This window comes from Actinospica acidithermotolerans (genome assembly GCF_018139625.1).
In the GTDB taxonomy this organism is placed as follows: Bacteria; Actinomycetota; Actinomycetes; order Streptomycetales; family Catenulisporaceae; genus Actinospica; species Actinospica acidithermotolerans.
This window is the reverse complement of sequence record NZ_JAGSOH010000326.1, coordinates 1-570: the sequence shown is the minus strand read 5'-3', so window position 1 is coordinate 570 and position 570 is coordinate 1. Positions and strand designations below refer to the sequence as shown.

The 570-nt window shown below is 51.9% G+C and carries 1 pseudogene; it reads left to right on the top strand.

Features of this window, described 5'->3' with window-relative positions:
- Positions 1-88 precede the first annotated feature (88 nt).
- Positions 89-570 (top strand): annotated as a pseudogene (locus KDK95_RS34920) (ATP-binding protein); the annotation flags it as partial.

Genomic DNA, 570 nt, shown 5'->3' with positions numbered 1-570 from the left:
CTGCGTCCGTTGGGAAAAGCTGGAGCGAAGTAGAGCGTGAGGAGAAGGCTCGATTGGTAGAACTAGTGAAGCTAAACAGGAGCAAGCGATGAAGGATGTTGAGATATTCCCTGCGGTGTATCACGATACAGGAGTTTCTCGCTTTGCAGGCAATCCGTTCATTGAGGCAATGCCGCCTCTGGAGCAAAGCAAAAGTGACTTTTTGACTAACCTCGCGCACTACCCAGCGAAGCCATCGGCAACGCTACGCAGGAGTAGTGAGGTCGTTAGACTGATGGAGCTGTCCACCATCAACGACATCGTCTACCCTTTCCCAGAATATCAAAAGGCTGGCTTCACCCTGGCCAAGATGGCCCGCGACACTTATGTAGCGCGCCACCCTTTGACTGCGATGGACCGGCAGAGGAGGCACGCAATTGCCACCACCGGAACCAATGGTCTACCAATGCCTGCTGACTGGAAACCTTCGGCTAAAGGCTACTTTATGATGTCTGTTAGCGGGCAAGGCAAGACTACTTTCGCAGCTGCAGCTTTACTGAGATACAAGCAGGTTATTTGCCACTCTAATTA